The organism is Erysipelothrix sp. HDW6B (assembly GCF_011301115.1).
GTDB lineage: Bacteria > Bacillota_I > Bacilli_A > Erysipelotrichales > Erysipelotrichaceae > Erysipelothrix > Erysipelothrix anatis.
In genome coordinates this window covers 1,757,975-1,773,990 of the sequence record NZ_CP049860.1, presented here as the reverse complement: position 1 = coordinate 1,773,990, position 16,016 = coordinate 1,757,975, and the positions used below count along the sequence as shown (strand labels likewise).

The following is a 16,016-nucleotide window of genomic DNA, read 5'->3' as shown; positions in this document are numbered from 1 at the left end:
GGTTAGAAATGGAATTGTTGAAACAACGGATACGCGAGGCGGGAATCGCGCGAACTGAAGAAATATTAGATGTGAGTACGTTTTTTAATGCTCAAGTTGATGCAAGATTGATGCAAGCAATCGGTGATGACTTTGCAGAGCACTTTAAGGACCATGATTTTGATGTTTTTGTGACCGTCGAGAGCTCCGGGATTGCACCATCTGTATTTGCAAGTTTGGCGGCTCAAAAACCACTTGTTATTATTAAGAAGTCTCAAAAAGTTATGGATGATCCACGCTTTGTTCAACAAGCATCCTTCTCGTTTACAAAAGGTAATGCATACCATCTCACAACGCAACTGGAATTTATTAAAGGCAAACGTATTATTTTAATCGATGATTTCTTAGCACAAGGTAGTGTCGTAACCAATGTAGAGACCTTATTACATAAAGCGGACGCAACACTTGTAGCGACCGGAATCTGCATCTCTAAGGATTACCAGCCTGGGTATCAAAAATTATCTGCCGAAGGGAAAGACGTTTACTGCCAAGTGCATGTCACGGCCCTTGAACCGCAAACGAATGCCATCCATATAAAATAGTTATTTCATTATTTTGCATAAAAAGCGTATAATAGCTTTATAAGAGGTGAAAATATGACACGATTATTAGAAGTAGTGGGTCGCGGTTTCTTAAAAGCAGAACCAGACATGATGCGTTTTAACTATGAATTAGTTCAGGATGCACCTTCCTATGGTGAAGCATTTGATAAACTATCACACCAATTTGATGCACTCGTCAAGGCATTTAAGTCTGTTGGCTTCAATGTTTCCTTGATTCAAACATCATCCATAAATGTTTCGATTATCCACGAAACTGATGTTGAAAAGAAAAAATTCCGTGGAAATCAAAGTCTAATCTTTGAAGACCGCATCAATCTAGAGAAAATGTCCAAACTTTTGGACGCACTACGTTCCGAGGATGATTTTAACTTCTCACTATCATACTTTATTAAAGATGCAACGAAATATATCAATGACGCACTTATTCTTGCGATTAACGATGCGCACGATAAATCGAAAGTGATTTCGGACAGTGCCGGCGTTCGCCTAGGGGGGATTACAAATATTTCATACGAAAGCGCCCAACAGAATCGCCCATCACTGATGCGTGCCTATGCGTATGATCATGGTGGATCTGATATTCATGCAACGAATATCACAATCGAGCAATCCGTAACAATGTCTTGGGAAATTAAATAAAGCATAGAAAAACGACCCCATTATTCGGAGTCGTTTTTTTTATGCAATCGTGAATTGACTTTCATACAAGTCGGCGTAAACACCACCCAATTCAAGGAGTGATTCATGATTACCACTTTCAATAATATTTCCGCGATTCATCACGAGAATGATATCGGCATTACGGATTGTTGATAAGCGATGGGCAATCACAAAACTTGTACGATTTTCCATTAGAGCATTCAGTGCAGTTTGGATTTTCTGTTCGGTGATGGTATCAATATTGGAAGTGGCTTCGTCAAGAATCATCACTGCAGGGTTAGCAAGGGCTGCACGCGCAATCGTTAAGAGTTGTTGTTGACCTTGAGATACAATCGAGGCATCACTTGAGATGATGGTATCGTAACCCTGAGGCATCTGCATGATAAAATCATGACTTTGTGCGAGTTTGGCGGCGGCAATAATCTCTTCACGTGAGGCATCTTTTCGTCCATAGGCAATGTTATCGGCGACAGTTCCTTCAAACAACCACGTATCTTGAAGTACCATCCCAAAAAGATTTCGTACATCTGTACGTGTCATTGATTGGGTGTCGACACCATCAAATAAGATTTTACCCCCATTAATATCATAGAAACGCATTAATAAGTTCACAAGGGTTGTTTTACCAGCTCCAGTTGGACCCACAATGGCGACGGTCTGTTTGGCACCAACCTCAAATGATACATCTGTCATAAGTAAATGATCTGGACCGTAACCAAAGGCAACATTTTCAAAAGAAATTGCGCCTTCTGGATGGTCTATTTTCGGTGTGACACCTTCATGTTCTTGTTCGTCGTCTAAAGCTGTAATATCATAAACCCGCTCTAGCGATGCAAGAGCAGCTTGAAATGAGTTAATAATAAAGGACGCTTCTGTAATTGGCTCAGAAACTTGGGATACGTATTGGAGGTAGGCTTGAAGAATCCCGACACTAAGTATTCCACGTAATGCGAAATATCCTCCAATCACAGCACTGGCAATAAATGCTAGTTGGTTTAGGAAGCGAACTGCTGGATAGATTGCGTAGTTTAAAAACATGGCCTTAAGATGTGCTTTTTCGTGACGTTCATTTGAAGCAACCACTGTATCCATTGCATATGCTTGTTTATTGTATGACTTGAGAGTAACATTCCCTGTAAAGTACTCTTCTACCAAGCTATTGAAATCGGCAAGGGTACTGAAATTGTCGAGAAACGATCGTTGGCTCTTCAAGGAAATAATATAAGTCACAAACCCACTAATAACAATAAGAGCGAAAATTAAGAGCGTCAATGAGCTTGCAATTTGAGTCATGACAATCAAACCAATCACAATATTAAAGAATGATGAGATAAATTGATTGAAGCCAACGACAAGAATTTCGGCAACTCGTTCGATATCAACAGAGACACGACTTAAGACTTCTCCTACTTTCACATCGTCATAAAATCGTAGCGGAAGTGTTGTCATTTTATCTGTGATAATTTTTCGAAGATGGGTACCAGCTTGTTCACTGATCGACGCCATGATGCGTTCTTGAATGAAAGAAAACAAGAAGGAGAAAAAAGATGCAAGGACCAACCATAGCAATGGCTGGATAATAACTGCTTCAACACTAGCAATGGATAAGTTATTGGTGCTAATTAGCGTTGCGACAGCATCAATCGAGAGTCCCATAATCCAAGGGATAATTGTATAGGTAATACTACCGAGTAGGGAAACAAGCAAAACTAAGGCGATGTGTCCCTTCCAATTTAATAATAGATTAATGAATAATTTGAAAGCATGCTTCATGTTCGAAGGTTGCTCTTGTTGGGTTACCTTCTGAACTCTAGTTTTTTTGTGCTTAAACATTTAAGGGTTCCTCCATGTCATCAAAAATATGTTGGGACTGAGCAAATTGACGGTAAATATCGCTTGTTTGCATGAGGGATGCGTGTGTTCCGATACCAACTACATGTCCTTTATCCATCACAATAATTTGATCTGCATTCATAATGGTGCTCACGCGTTGTGCAATAATTAAATAGGTTGCTTCGGGCATATCTTCTTTTAAGGCTTTGCGTAGTACCGCATCCGTTTTGTAGTCAAGGGCAGAGAAACTATCATCGAAGACATATAAGTCAGCATCCTTATACAAAGCACGCGCAATACTAATACGCTGTTTTTGTCCTCCAGAGAAGTTCATCCCGCCACGAACAACTTCGGCATCGTATTGTTTCTCAAGGGATTCGATAAAGGATGCAGCTTGTGCTGTTTGTGCGGCCTGACGCATTGCTGTGTTACTTCCATTGGGTTTGTGGAATTTGATGTTCTCTTGAACGGTACCACTAAACAAAAACGACTTTTGGGGAATATAGCTGACAGCATCACGAAGGGCATGTTGCGAAATACTTTGAACATCGCTATCTTGGAAAAGAATTCGTCCGTTTGTAGCGTCGTGGAATCGCATAATTAGTTTCGCAATCGTACTTTTACCTGATCCTGTAGCACCGATAATCGCTGTAGTTTGTCCTTTGGGTACAAAGAAACTGACATCTACCAATGCATCACCATCTTCGCCCTCATATCCAAAGAAGACATGTTCAAAACGAACAATATCATTGCTTCCATGTGTCAAAGGGTGAACTGTTTGTGAATCTAATACTCCTGGTTCAATCGCAAGGAGCGTGTCAACACGACTCAATGCCGCTAACGCACGAGGGATCATAACAATTACCAAGGCTGCCATTATTAGGGTTAAAATGGTGAGCGTTGTGTATTCAATGACGGCTGTAACTTCACCTAGTTGCAAAATACCACTTGGAACTTCAATCAGTCCAAACCAAAGGATTGCTACCATCGATAATCCTAAAAGCGCATACGCGATGGGAGACAAGAAGGCGAATAAACGGTTAATCTTGATCATGTTTTCAGCGTGCTCTTCAAAGGTTTTATCAGTGCGTTGGCGTTCAAATTCGGAGTTGTCAAATGCTCGAATAATTCGTACTCCAACAAAGAATTCACGCAAAACAAGAATCATGCGATCAAGGTAATGTTGGATTGCATTCATGTATGGAACTGCTAATTTTGTAACCAAAATAGCAGCACCAAGGAAGACAAGAATACTGATTAGTGCCACCCATCCTAAAGTTGGTGAAATCATAAAGGACATAATGACACAGACAATACCGATGAGGGGTCCAGGAAGAATCATCTGAAATAACATGACAACAACTTGCTGGATGTTGACAACATCAGAGGTAATTCGAGATACGAGCGATGAAGTACCATAATCTTCAACATCTTTAACGGAGAGTACCTGGACTTTATGGAAGACTTGAAGTCTTAGGTCGGTACCAAATCGTGTAGCAATCACGGACGAGTAATAACTGCATGCGACAGCTGCAATCACGCCAATAATAGCCACAATCAGCATTTCAAATCCTAAACTGTAGATGGTATTAAGATCGTTGGCTAAAATTCCATCATCAACGATATGAGCAACCAAATACGGAATGTAAAGGGTAGCCGTTAATTGGATCAAGAGTAGGATCATTGTTCCAGAAACGAGGGCGAAGTGCTCTCGTAAAAACTTTTTAACTAATTTCATAGGGTCTCCTTCTTCTAAAAAATAAAAAGGACGTCATAGATGCTTCTTCGTATGGCCTACGAAGCATCAATAACGTCCTAGAGTTGTCCGGCGAGAACTCATAGGGAATCTTAGTTGCCAAGCAAAATAAAAAGACGTCTTGAAGTATTTCTTCGTATGGCCTACGAAATACATGTAACGTCCTGGAGTAATCCGGCGAGAACTCAAAGGGATTTTGCTCACTCGATAATAGCACACCCCAATTTTGTTGGCAAGGAGTTTTGTCTAAAAAAGTGCGAGGTGGTCTCTTTGGGGACGATGGTGTGATTTTGAAAGGTTTCACAAAAGTCCGATACGTGCGTAAATATGTATATGTCGTTTTTTGTTTTAATGGTACAATATGACAAGAGGTGAGACCATGTCTAAACAAGATTATACATCAGTTTTTGATATCATTGGTCCAGTGATGACTGGACCCAGCAGCTCCCACACTGCAGGTGCCGCACGGATTGGGAAAATCGCACGTGAAGTATTTGGAAAGACTCCCGAATCCGTAAATGTTTATCTTTACGAGTCATTTGCGAAAACGTACCGTGGTCATGGTACCGATGTTGCGATTGCTGGTGGAATTTTAGGAATGGATGCTGATGATGATCGGCTTCATGAGTCTTTGTTGATTGCTCAAGCTGAAGGTGTTGACATTAAATATATTCCTTTAGCTGAAGCAGTTAGTCATCCCAATACCGCGAAGTTAGTCATGCGTTCGGGTCATCAAAAAATGACAGTTATCGGGGCATCTATTGGAGGCGGGAGTGTCAAAATTGTAAATATTAACGACATTGATGTTGACATTAATGGTGGTATACCTACAATCCTAATCTTTCATCAAGACCTTCCCGGTCTTATTGCACGTGTTGCAACCATCTTATCCGATTTAGAAATTAATATTAGTACGATGAAAGTGGACCGTGATACGAAAGGGAATAATGCTTACATGGTTATAGAATTGGATCAAGAAGAATTACATACGTCGCTAGACGCAATCCGTGAGATACCCTATATTAAAAGTGTTATTTATATTGGGAGGAATTTATAATGTTTGATTCTATCGAAACGCTTATCCACCAAGCAGAATTACAAGGGTCGATTGCGGAAGCGGTCATTTGTGCAGAAATTGAAAATTCAGGCAAATCACGTGAAGCAATTTTGACACTGATGGGGAAACAATTGGATGTCATGTTACGTTCTGTTGAACAAGGAATACAGGGTGTACAATCTAAGACCGGATTAACAGGTGGAGATGCATTAAAACTGCAAACGTATCTCGAAAGCAATGAAACGTTGTGTGGTCCGACCGTAGTTCGTGCAGTTGCAGGCGCTGTAGCCACAAACGAAGTTAATGCGGCAATGGGACGAATCTGTGCAACGCCAACGGCAGGTAGTGCAGGTGTGGCTCCTGGCGTACTTAGTGCATTAATTGAACGGTATCACTTAACCCGTGAACAGCAAATCAACTTTTTGTTTGTTGCAGGGGGCTTTGGCTTAGTTGTTGCAAACAATGCATCCATAGCTGGTGCGACAGGGGGATGCCAAGCTGAAATTGGCAGTGCATCTGCGATGGCATCAGCAGCAACCGTTGAAATATTGGGTGGCTCTCCACGTGAAGCTGAACAGGCATTTGCAATGACCATAAAAAATATGCTGGGCCTCATATGTGATCCAGTTGCCGGATTGGTTGAAGTACCTTGTGTTAAACGTAATGCTTTGGGAGCTGCGCAGGCTCTTGTTTCCGCAGATATGGCTCTAGCTGGGGTACGGAGTGCTATCCCAAGTGATGAAGTCGTAGCGACAATGTATAAAGTTGGGAAAGAATTACCCCGTAAATTCAGAGAAACAGGCGAAGGTGGCCTTGCTGATAGTCCAACAGGTCGTCGCTTCGAAGCAGAAATATTCGGTGAGTCAAATTCTAAATTATAAAATCTAAAACTGTACACAAATATGTACAGTTTTTATTTTTTCTTGACGTAATGTCGAAGTATTTGTATTGTAAGTACAACCATAAATACGTTATAAATAATTGTTATATCGTTAAAATTGCGTTACTATTAATACAAAGAGGTGGGACCATGATAACAATTTTTCTGTGCGATGACGATCCTGAAATTAGAGAGAAATACGCGAAACTCATTCAGTCAATTGCAGAAAAGCACAATCTCTACATTTCAATTACAGCCTTCGAATCGGCGGAGGAACTTTTCTTTATGCTTGATGATATAAAAGTGTTACCCGATATTATTTATCTTGATATTCAAATGGGAGAAATGAACGGACTGGATGCAGCCGCCAAACTTCGAAGTCTTGGTATCCAAGCTGAAATCATTTTCTTATCAAATCTTAAAGAGTATGTGTTTGAATCATTTGATGTCATGCCAGCCAATTACTTACTTAAATATGCAATCACTGACGAGCGCTTTGAATCTGTCTTGATGAAGTCTATCGAGAATGTTAGCATCACACGTGATCAATTGTTTATGTATGAAATCAAGGGGATGTCATACACACTCGTAATTTCGGATATTATCTATATCGAAGTTAAGAAGCGCATTATTGCAATCAAAACACGACAGGAGCAAATCATTGAATTTTACAGTACGATGACAGAGGTGGAGCAGCAAATTCTGGGGAGTCCTTTAGTCCGTGTCCAACGTTCATTTATTGTAAACATGACCTACATAAAAACTTTTGGAAAATCAGAGATTGTTTTATTAGATGGTAGTGTAGTACCGGTTGGTCGTACGTATCAAAATGCGCTTGAAAACAGTTTTGTCGATTTTATCAATCGTTAGGGAGAGACTATGATGCTTTTTATATTTTTACCACTCTTAGTATTCAGTGGCAATTTATGGATTACTAATTTATCCAAAGTTTTTGAGAAACGTTACAACACTCGAAAACTTGAGTATTTATTAATTCTTGTCTATGCCTTGGATTTTATATTTGTTGATCAATTGGATGCTGTGCGGATGAGCACCTTTTATCTTTTAGCCTACTTGCTCCTGATGACTCAGCTCGTTTTTATTGTGTCTCCACTCAATCTTGTAACGATTTCTTTGTTTCCAATCCTCTTTATTTATACCTTACGGGGGTCGTTTGCAGCATTCGCAGCCTTTGTTGCTGGCACAACAACTCACCAAATTCTTCTGACAACATCCTTTCGATGGATTATATTTGTTCTAACCTATGTTATCTTTAACTGGTGTGTTTGGGTTGGTATGAACAATGAGGAAATTGTTCAAAAACAAATAAAACTTTTTAGAAACGTTATGAAGACCAAACATCTCTTACGTATTGAAGTGATTATGCTGTTTTATATTATGATTGTGAACGATGGACGATTCCTTCAAAACAATGTTCTATGGTTTAATACGGTGTACCTATCTTCATGTCTATTCATCCTCGTAATTCTATGTGTTTCATGGAGTGATGCCCTTCGAGGTGCTGATCTATTAGAGAATGCAAGGTATACAGGTAAAATTGAAAACCAGCTAAAAATGCAAATTGAGCATTATGAATCATATCAAGATTTAATGGCCGAATATCAAAAATTTAAGCATGATTACCGTTCTACCTTAACGACCATTAATGCACTTATAGAATCCAATCAACTGGTGAGTGCACAGAATATCATTAATCAAACGAATCATTCCTTTGCAGATACCACCTTGTTGGAACCTTATTCCCAAAGTCATCTTTTGGACGCAATCATTAAAGATGTTGAAAAGCGATGCATTGATAACGATATTAAGTATGATTTAGATCTTCAAATTCCGGAGATGTTTCGACTTTCAGAACTAGATATGTTACGTGTCATCACCAATCTTATTAACAATGCCATTGAGGCCTCATTAAATATCGAAGATCCGACAAAGCGATACATTCAAGTTTCGAACATTATTCATAAAAATTGGTTATCGTTGACCATTTCCAACCGCTACACAATCAAACCGATTTTAAAGTATGGTGTATTTAAAAGTACCAAAGAGGATGCAGATATTCATGGTATTGGACTTCAGATTGTACGCGAAATCATTGAAAAATCAAATGGGATATTTAAAGTTGAAGTTGATGAATCAGCCCATATGTTTAAAGCAACCGTTTTGGTTCAATATGAGTAAAGCACCAAGCGGTGCTTTTTTTTATACCCAGCTAAGCAATCTTGAAAAACTTGAATTCTATGACATCAAACTTGCAGTCTGTGCTGCAAGATGCGAAAAATGGCTAAAACAATATATTCTTAAAATATAAAGGAGTTAACGAAATATGAGGAAAAAGAATATTATTGGATTAATCGTATCAATTACATTGATACTACCTTCATTGCCCATTTTTGCAGAAGAGCACAACACACCTGTTGTTCCTGTACATGAGCAAGAGGTTATAACAGAAACTGTCACAAACAAGGATGATGCGTTGATAAATGACAATACTGAATCAATCGAAGCATCTCTCGACGCACCTGCCGTGGCATCGGATGATGTGATTGAAAACCAAGAGACCGAAGCACTGAATGTTTCGTCAAATGAAAAGGATGATTCAAAAGAAAACGCTGTATCGAAAAAAGAAGAAAAACCCCAAGCTCGTGCTGTAGGTATCGATTCAGAAGCATTACTGACACAAGCATTAAATGAAGCAAGTGGGGATGCGGTGATTGAAATTGTTGGGGGAACAACCATCAACTTAACAAAGCCCCTTTCCATTAACACTTCGAAAGTAACGCGTATACGCATTCAATCTACAAATGACGAACCAGTTACTCTAAATCATGCAAATAACCAACGCCATATTGCAGTTACTGGAACAGGTGTTCTAGACCTTACAATGAATAACGTAATTTTAAGTACGGATGCAAATCATGGTACAAGTAAGGGTGGACTTGAACTTACAAACAACCTAATTGGTAACAAGATTTCAGGACTTGATGTGAGGGATAATCCTGCAGTCGCATCAGGGTGGAATTCCGGTTTCCTCGTCTTTACAAGTAATGGCGGTAGTTTGGATCTTACCAATTCAACATTCATCAATAATGGGATTAATGTTCGGAATGCAGTTTCATCTGCATTTGTAATGATTGACACACAGAATGCGGATGTTAATTTTGATAACGTTCGATTTAGTAATAATAAGAAAATTAATCAAAGCGGTGGAATGATTAGCATTTACGCTAAAAACGGTGCAATCACGATGAATAATGTCGCCATGATTGACAATGAAGCTGCAAGTAACAGTGCTGGTGTCTTCTTCACCGGAAGTGGAACCGCGACTTTAGCAATTACAAACAGTAACTTTGATGGCAATACCAATACTGAGGGAATGGGTGGGGCAATTAATTTACGTCTCAAAGATAGTTCAGCGACATCCATTTCTCATTCAGATATTTTGAACAACCATGCGGATCGTGGTGGGTCGGGAATTAATGTCATGCTTGAATCAAGCAATGGCCTAACACTCGATACAGTCACCGTTGATGGAAATACCGCTTCACGCAATCTGTACGATCCCGAAACAGAAGAGCAATCAGGAACCTCAAGTAGCGGTGGAGGAATCTATGTTGAACAAATGCGCGAGCATGGTTATGTCAACATTCTTAACACAACCATTTCGAATAATATTGCGGGATCTGGAGGCGGATTCTATCTCTATACAGATTATAGTGGTAACACAGAAGTATCCATCACAGATTCAATTATTACTGGAAATATCGCGGATTATCATGCAGGTGCATTAGATTTTAATACTTATGGAAACTCAATGGATGAAGGACTCATTAGCATTAAGAATACTCAAATTACGAAAAATACAGTAACCGGCAATGATCCAGGACCAGGATGGAATCAAGGTGGTTATGGTGGTGCCATCCATTATGGCAACTTTGAAAACAGCCCGGGTGCTTTACAATTGGACGGTGTTACTTTCTCAGAAAATAAATCAGCATATCCTGTTGAGTGGTCATTAAGTACACAGGCAGATGATGCACTCACCACAGTTCATCAAGAAAGCATCTTAAATACGACATATTCAGCATCACAAAATCCATTCATGCCGCAATACGATAATGCATATAACGGTGATGATATCTATTTAGGACACTCTGCAATTGTGTATTTTGATCCGAATCCAGATATGATAGAGGGGCTTGATGCACCAGACTACAGTGAGTCGCTAAATTATGCCTTAACAGTCATGGGTCAAAAAATTCAAGAACCTACGACACCGTCAATCCCCGGATACCGTTTTGTCGGTTGGTTTGATGAAGCCGACAATCAATGGGACTTCGCAACAACACGCATTCAAGAAGTGCATCAATATCTCCATGCAAAATGGGAAAAAATTGAAACATACGTTGTCTCATTTGACTTAAATGGTGGCGATAGCATTCAACCGGAAAGTCAGAACTTGGAAGCTAATGCACTCGTTACAGAACCGGAAGCACCAACCCGTTTGGGATATACCTTTGTAGGTTGGGGTTTAGGTAAGAATGATAGTAACAATCTTTGGAACTTTGCAACCGACGCAGTCGGTCAAGAGTCAGTCGTACTCTATGCTCAATGGAAAGCTATTATTCCTCCTGTTGAGATGCTAACAGTAACCTTTGATTTAAACGGTGGTTTGGGTTCGTTTGAACTCTCACAAGTTGTAACAGCGGGATCAAAAGTATCACGTGTCGTGAATCCAACCAGAGAGGGTTATACATTCCTTGGCTGGAAACTTCAAACAACAGCCCGTCTAAATCAATTCTGGAATTTTGACACCGATCTTGTAGAACGGGACATTGTACTTATTGCTCAATGGGAAGAAAATCCCGAAGTGCCAGAAATACCAGAAGTACCAGAAGTACCAGAAACACCAGAAGTTCCGGAAGCGCCAACAACGAGTGAAACGCTACCTGCAACAGGTGTTGACGCATCGTATGGAGTCTTGTTGGGTTCAATGATTGTATTCGTTGGACTCGCAATTATCATCGAAACAAAACGTCGTTCAGTAAAATAGTCATAAAAAAAGAAAGTCAATTCACGGACTTTCTTTTCATTTGGAATCTGTTAATGCTCACGCAATTTGAATGTTTTGTGGGCAAATAATCGAACGAGAACGGTACTAATGATAATTACAATGATACTAAAAACAGTAATTACGATATCTGCGGAGGCTAATGACGCAACCATGTTGTTACTATAAACAAAGATGATGATTGCAAATTCTGCTATATGATAGGTGATACTTTTAACTTCCATATCACGGTTGTACGGTTGCAAGATGTAATAGAGAAAGAGATGAACCGTTGTATACAACGCTGATAATGACAAGAGACTCACGCAAAGCGGAATGAAGTTGGCAAGTTCAAAACTGAGTAGCCCTACCATATTCCATAAGATGAGTCCAAGTAAGACCGCAATGACTGGAACAAAATTGATAACAATTAAGATTCCAAGACGGGACAGATATTGCTTCCAAATCGTTTCTTTCCGACGGTAAAAAGCATAGTGCAATAAACTGTAATCAGCATTTAAGAAACATGCGCGTGTAATTTTTTTAGTCACATTCAAGAAATAGAAGATGAGCATGAATTGACTGATTAAGCTGCTGTTTGAGCCGATAATGGTTTCAAAAAAATTAGGGCCAAATAAGTAAACCGAACCCATTTTAATAACCACGCCTCCAACAACAAATGCTGTGATAATTCGAAGCATCCAAATAAGCGGCTTGAACCACATTCGACGGTGACGCATAAAGAACGCAATATTGAGGAGTTTGTAGCCTGAATAGCGATGACTCAACTCAGTGGTTTGATTAACGTTTAAGTCATCAATTCTTAGTTCCTCTTGTGTCAATTCTTTAACCTTCTGAGAGGTCTCCGTGCTCAGTGTCATGTTTTGGGTCATGAAACGGTTTACGGCTGATGGATTCGCATTTTGAAGTGTGTAGCGGTAGCATACATATAGGGAGACAATCAAACCGAATGAAATTAAGCCATAAATCCAATTAAGAGATGTCGGAATGAGCAGAAGGGCCATTGGGATTGCTCCAAAAAGCAATGACACCATTAATTCATAACGCATTCGCATTTTCCGGTTATGCCGGTTAAAGTAGTGAATCATCATTGTTTCGCCTAAAAATACTGTATGCAGTGAAATAATCAGAATCAGGAGCATCATCAACAAGCTCATTGCTTGAAGGTCAGGCCAAAGACTGATTCCGGTTAGTATGCTCGCCATGATTCCTAAGAGTAAGCGATCATAGCTACGTTGCTTGAGTGCATAATCATAATAGTCGTCGCTTGGTGTTTTGAAAAGTGTTATTAAGAGCCATTTCGTTTTCGAATCTTCAAGAATTCGAGTGTTAGCAATCGTAAAGAAATTAAATGCTGCGAAATAGACTACAAAGGATAGTGCCGTGTCATTAAAGATGGCAAGTGGCACAGTATTGGCAAGCAGCATAAGAATGGCTAGATAGGCTGCTTTTTTGGCGACACTAATAATGAAGAGCACGACTTGAGCAACTGTTGCAAGTGTTTTCTTTAAGTCATCGTTGTAATAAGCGTATGGGCCAATAACATCTTTCAGGAAAGGAATCTTTCGAAGGTAAAAGATTGCCTGATTCATGAATAGTGTCGCTCGAATATTAGAAAAAACTTTGTTATTCATGATCTTCGCTGAGAATTTCAACAATTTCAGCTTCAAATCCTTCACTGTGGAGCTGACTGTTATCGAGTTGTTTAAGACTTCCTTTATGTAAAATAACAACTTCATCACATATATCTTTCGCAATTTGTAAAATATGGGTGGAGAGAATCATAATACAATCGTGTTTCAATTCCAACAATAAATTCTTGATTTCAATGGATGCAATCACATCAAACGAAGTAAGGGGTTCATCAAGGAAAAGGACTGTTGGTTTTAACATGATGATACTAATCATCTGTAGTTTATTCCGCATACCGAAAGAGTATTCTTTAATGAGTTTATGACGATCATCTGTGCTAAACTGAATTCGATCGAAGTAACCATCAATATCTTCACGCTTTAAACCTTTATCTTTATGAATATCTACAAAAAAACTCAAAAACTCATATCCAGTTAAAAATTCGGGAAGCATTGGCATCGCATAGACATACCCAAAGTCTTGTTCGGATATGGATTGAGTTTCGTCCAAATAGACGCGACCTGAGTCCGCTTGCATTTCCTGGCTGACACAATTAAAAAAAGTAGTCTTACCACTACCATTACGTCCCAGTAGGGCATAGATTTTTCCTTTTTCAAACGTAGCATTCACATTGCGAAGCACATGATTTTGGTCAAAACGTTTGTTTAAATCTTCAATCACAAGTTTCATAAAAAGCTCCTTTGTGTTATATTGTTGATACAATGATACGATAATGCATGAAAGCAGTCAAGAAAATATCTAAAGTATCCAGAAAGTGATGATGAGAATTTATGAATATGAATGAAAGCGTTAAAAGATTGTTAAAGAAAGCGTCCTTTAATCAGGATGTGGAAGCGTTATGGATTGAACAAAATCCGACAACAACAAGTGCTACCAATCTTTTGAATATACTCTATGAGTTGGCTGCCTTAGAAGAAAAATATCGCGTTCATGGCGTACCAGAATATATTTTAATCGATAGTTTATCCGACCTTCGTTATCGTGTTGAACGTTTTAAAGCAACCCATGGCAGTGTAGGGCTTTCCGATCATGATATCCATTGGCTTCAAGATTTTCTTAATTTTAAGATGTTTGATTTAGGATCCCTTCGCTTTCAAATTTTCCCATTTGATTTGACGTATATTGAACGTTCTGGTGATGATGCGTTGCCACTGACAGCAGTTCAAAAAGAACGATTTCAAGCAGGATCAATCTATCTCAATATTCATATCTTAAAGGGTGCTAACTTGTCTGTGGATGCGGTCTTCGATGCTCTTGAACGAGCCCGCGTTTTCTTTCGAAAATACTTTGGTCATCTCAAAATTGAAGGTTTCATCACACGAACATGGCTTATCTATTCTAAAATGGAAATCTGGCTTCCTGAAGAGAGTAATATTGTGCAGTTTGGGAAGTGTTTTGAAATCATTCACGAGGCACCCATTCGCTATCAAATCCTAGAACGCGCTTTCGGTACGCAAGATCTCTCAAAAATTGCAGCAATGCCTAAAAAGACGTACCTTCAGAAGCATGTCTTGGAAAACCTCGATAACATTGGCGTTTCCTTTGGATACATTCCTTTTAAAATCTAATCAATCTTTTGTATAATATAGAGAGACAAAGGAGCCCATTATGAAGCAAAAAGAATACTTTATTGAGCATCTGAAATTACAAAAGCATGTAGAAGGTGGGTGGTATGCGAAGACGTATGCATCGGATATCACAATTAATGACAAATCGATTGCATCTAGTATTTATTTTTTACTTGATGACACCAATTTTTCAGCATATCATAAATTAACTTCTGACGAGATTTGGTACTATCACTATGGATCCAGTTTACATGTATCCATGATTGATCTCGAAGGAACGCTCCATGATATCAAAATTGGACCGAATCTTGAGGAAGGCGAAGTACTTCAATATACGGTTCCTAAAGAGTGGATATTCGCATCGTATGTCGAGACAGGATTCAGTGTGGTTGGATGCATGGTTGCGCCGGGATTTACATACGACGATTTTAAACTGTATTCGTATCCTGAACTCGTAGAACGATACCCCCAACACCAGTCGATGATTCGTAAATTGACACGTTAACGTTAAGCTTGCACAGCAAGCTTTTTTTTATTCAGTTTTTGGATAAGTAAGACCATAAGATTTCAGCAAAAGTTATGTGTTAGTGATTAAAATATCATGAAATATGATACGATAACTGCAAAAGAAAGAAGGCAATCATTCATGAAAGCAATAATTACAGTTGTAGGGACAGACCGCGTTGGTATTATCGGAAGTGTCTGCACTTACTTGGCAGAAGAAAATATCAATATACTCGATATTAGTCAAACAATACAAAGCAATTTTTTTAATATGTTGATGGTTGTGGATATTACCGCAGTGATCGATCATTTTGATACATTACAAAAAACTTTAAAGGCACATGGACACGAGATTGGTGTCGAAATTTCAATGCAACGGGAAGAAATCTTCTCATCGATGCATAGATTGTAGGG

The 16,016-nt window shown here is 39.1% G+C and carries 14 protein-coding genes; 10 read left to right on the top strand and 4 right to left on the bottom strand.

What is annotated here, in order from left to right:
- Nucleotides 1-8: 8 nt before the first annotated feature.
- Together G7061_RS08690 and G7061_RS08685 are read left to right on the top strand one after the other, a co-directional pair.
- The gene (locus G7061_RS08690) at nucleotides 9-581 is read left to right on the top strand and encodes a phosphoribosyltransferase family protein (protein ID WP_159639172.1); all 573 of its coding nucleotides are present in this window, start codon (nucleotides 9-11) and stop codon (nucleotides 579-581) included.
- 54 nt (nucleotides 582-635) lie between these two features.
- Nucleotides 636-1,241 carry an SIMPL domain-containing protein gene (locus tag G7061_RS08685; protein ID WP_159639171.1) on the top strand — a complete coding sequence of 202 codons (606 nt, stop codon included), beginning with the start codon at nucleotides 636-638 and terminating at the stop codon, nucleotides 1,239-1,241.
- A 39-nt stretch (nucleotides 1,242-1,280) separates the two neighbouring features.
- Here the strand turns inward: G7061_RS08685 and G7061_RS08680 are convergent, their stop codons facing one another.
- Entirely contained in the window at nucleotides 1,281-3,095 is a 1,815-nt protein-coding gene (locus G7061_RS08680) for an ABC transporter ATP-binding protein (protein WP_166120652.1), read from the bottom strand.
- Nucleotides 3,088-4,833, bottom strand: coding sequence for an ABC transporter ATP-binding protein (locus G7061_RS08675; RefSeq protein ID WP_166120648.1), 1,746 nt, complete (start codon nucleotides 4,831-4,833; stop codon nucleotides 3,088-3,090). Before G7061_RS08675 ends, G7061_RS08680 begins: the two co-directional genes overlap by 8 nt.
- Before the next feature lie 397 nt (nucleotides 4,834-5,230).
- On the opposite strand from G7061_RS08675, the gene sdaAB reads away from it, so the two are divergent.
- From sdaAB to G7061_RS08650, 5 genes are all read left to right on the top strand, one after another.
- The gene (gene sdaAB / locus G7061_RS08670; RefSeq protein WP_166120645.1) at nucleotides 5,231-5,908 is read left to right on the top strand and encodes an L-serine ammonia-lyase, iron-sulfur-dependent subunit beta; all 678 of its coding nucleotides are present in this window, start codon (nucleotides 5,231-5,233) and stop codon (nucleotides 5,906-5,908) included.
- The gene (gene sdaAA / locus G7061_RS08665) at nucleotides 5,908-6,789 is read left to right on the top strand and encodes an L-serine ammonia-lyase, iron-sulfur-dependent, subunit alpha (RefSeq protein WP_159639168.1); all 882 of its coding nucleotides are present in this window, start codon (nucleotides 5,908-5,910) and stop codon (nucleotides 6,787-6,789) included. Before sdaAB ends, sdaAA begins: the two co-directional genes overlap by 1 nt.
- A gap of 149 nt (nucleotides 6,790-6,938) precedes the next feature.
- A complete protein-coding gene (locus G7061_RS08660) occupies nucleotides 6,939-7,658 on the top strand; it encodes a LytTR family DNA-binding domain-containing protein (protein WP_159633459.1) in 720 nt (239 codons plus the stop codon).
- 9 nt (nucleotides 7,659-7,667) lie between these two features.
- Complete coding sequence (locus G7061_RS08655) at nucleotides 7,668-8,987, top strand: sensor histidine kinase (RefSeq protein WP_166120642.1); 1,320 nt, start codon at nucleotides 7,668-7,670, stop codon at nucleotides 8,985-8,987.
- A gap of 145 nt (nucleotides 8,988-9,132) precedes the next feature.
- Complete coding sequence (locus G7061_RS08650; protein WP_166120639.1) at nucleotides 9,133-11,859, top strand: InlB B-repeat-containing protein; 2,727 nt, start codon at nucleotides 9,133-9,135, stop codon at nucleotides 11,857-11,859.
- A gap of 50 nt (nucleotides 11,860-11,909) precedes the next feature.
- Here the strand turns inward: G7061_RS08650 and G7061_RS08645 are convergent, their stop codons facing one another.
- On the bottom strand, nucleotides 11,910-13,511 hold the full coding sequence (locus tag G7061_RS08645; protein WP_166120636.1) for a hypothetical protein: 1,602 nt from the start codon (nucleotides 13,509-13,511) through the stop codon (nucleotides 11,910-11,912).
- On the bottom strand, nucleotides 13,504-14,199 hold the full coding sequence (locus G7061_RS08640) for an ABC transporter ATP-binding protein (RefSeq protein WP_159633447.1): 696 nt from the start codon (nucleotides 14,197-14,199) through the stop codon (nucleotides 13,504-13,506). Before G7061_RS08640 ends, G7061_RS08645 begins: the two co-directional genes overlap by 8 nt.
- 101 nt (nucleotides 14,200-14,300) lie before the next feature.
- On the opposite strand from G7061_RS08640, the gene G7061_RS08635 reads away from it, so the two are divergent.
- The 3 genes from G7061_RS08635 to G7061_RS08625 all read left to right on the top strand — a co-directional run bounded on the left by G7061_RS08635 (nucleotide 14,301) and on the right by G7061_RS08625 (nucleotide 16,014).
- Nucleotides 14,301-15,098: an acyltransferase domain-containing protein gene (locus G7061_RS08635; RefSeq protein WP_166120634.1), complete on the top strand. Its 798-nt coding sequence runs from the start codon at nucleotides 14,301-14,303 to the stop codon at nucleotides 15,096-15,098.
- A 40-nt stretch (nucleotides 15,099-15,138) separates the two neighbouring features.
- On the top strand, nucleotides 15,139-15,603 hold the full coding sequence (locus G7061_RS08630) for a cupin domain-containing protein (RefSeq protein ID WP_166120631.1): 465 nt from the start codon (nucleotides 15,139-15,141) through the stop codon (nucleotides 15,601-15,603).
- Between the two features lie 141 nt (nucleotides 15,604-15,744).
- On the top strand, nucleotides 15,745-16,014 hold the full coding sequence (locus tag G7061_RS08625) for an ACT domain-containing protein (protein WP_159646870.1): 270 nt from the start codon (nucleotides 15,745-15,747) through the stop codon (nucleotides 16,012-16,014).
- Nucleotides 16,015-16,016: the final 2 nt, after the last annotated feature.

Excerpts from the sequence above, each read along its gene's own strand:
- G7061_RS08690 (WP_159639172.1), top strand. The coding sequence starts at position 9 with ATGGAATTGTTGAAACAACGGATACGCGAGGCGGGAATCGCGCGAACT.
- G7061_RS08685 (WP_159639171.1), top strand. The coding sequence starts at position 636 with ATGACACGATTATTAGAAGTAGTGGGTCGCGGTTTCTTAAAAGCAGAA.
- G7061_RS08680 (WP_166120652.1), bottom strand. The coding sequence starts at position 3,095 with ATGTTTAAGCACAAAAAAACTAGAGTTCAGAAGGTAACCCAACAAGAG.
- G7061_RS08675 (WP_166120648.1), bottom strand. The coding sequence starts at position 4,833 with ATGAAATTAGTTAAAAAGTTTTTACGAGAGCACTTCGCCCTCGTTTCT.
- sdaAB (WP_166120645.1), top strand. The coding sequence starts at position 5,231 with ATGTCTAAACAAGATTATACATCAGTTTTTGATATCATTGGTCCAGTG.
- sdaAA (WP_159639168.1), top strand. The coding sequence starts at position 5,908 with ATGTTTGATTCTATCGAAACGCTTATCCACCAAGCAGAATTACAAGGG.
- G7061_RS08660 (WP_159633459.1), top strand. The coding sequence starts at position 6,939 with ATGATAACAATTTTTCTGTGCGATGACGATCCTGAAATTAGAGAGAAA.
- G7061_RS08655 (WP_166120642.1), top strand. The coding sequence starts at position 7,668 with ATGATGCTTTTTATATTTTTACCACTCTTAGTATTCAGTGGCAATTTA.
- G7061_RS08650 (WP_166120639.1), top strand. The coding sequence starts at position 9,133 with ATGAGGAAAAAGAATATTATTGGATTAATCGTATCAATTACATTGATA.
- G7061_RS08645 (WP_166120636.1), bottom strand. The coding sequence starts at position 13,511 with ATGAATAACAAAGTTTTTTCTAATATTCGAGCGACACTATTCATGAAT.
- G7061_RS08640 (WP_159633447.1), bottom strand. The coding sequence starts at position 14,199 with ATGAAACTTGTGATTGAAGATTTAAACAAACGTTTTGACCAAAATCAT.
- G7061_RS08635 (WP_166120634.1), top strand. The coding sequence starts at position 14,301 with ATGAATATGAATGAAAGCGTTAAAAGATTGTTAAAGAAAGCGTCCTTT.
- G7061_RS08630 (WP_166120631.1), top strand. The coding sequence starts at position 15,139 with ATGAAGCAAAAAGAATACTTTATTGAGCATCTGAAATTACAAAAGCAT.
- G7061_RS08625 (WP_159646870.1), top strand. The coding sequence starts at position 15,745 with ATGAAAGCAATAATTACAGTTGTAGGGACAGACCGCGTTGGTATTATC.